Here is a 498-nt window from a genome sequence, read left to right as displayed (position 1 = left end):
AAGCACTTCCTAAAAACTTACCTACAACAGCAACAAGTATTATAAATCCAGTAACTTTCCAAAGATAAGGATCGTTTATCAATCCTATTTCTGTTCGTAAACCTGTAAAAACAAAAAATAAAGGAAGCAATAATATCACAGAAACATCTTCGACTTTTTCTATAAAAAGATTCCTGAATTTAGTTATATCTGGCATAATTACACCCGTCATAAAAGCGCCAAAAAGGGCGTGAATCCCGATAATTTCGGTAGTGTAAGAGGAGATAATTAATGTTAAAAAGAAAATGGCAACTACAGGTTTGTTCAAACTATCTTTGGTCGCGTATAATTCCCCAATTTTCTTTAAAAATGGTTTTACTACAAAAAGCATCACAAGAACATAAACAACTGCCATTCCAATAATGTATAGCGAACTCACGAAAGTTCCAGCTTTTACAATGGCAATTACTGCGGCAAGTATGCACCAAGCGGTAATATCGTCGGCAGCAGCGCAGGTAA

At 35.1% G+C, this 498-nt stretch carries 1 protein-coding gene; it reads right to left on the bottom strand.

The window, feature by feature from the left end:
• The coding region (locus EKL98_RS18320; RefSeq protein ID WP_233589487.1) for a cation:proton antiporter domain-containing protein at positions 1–498 on the bottom strand (498 nt) is incomplete at both ends.

This window comes from Flavobacterium bomense (assembly GCF_003970355.1).
Note: the sequence above shows the minus strand (reverse complement) of the source record. Positions and strands in the feature narration are given on the sequence as shown.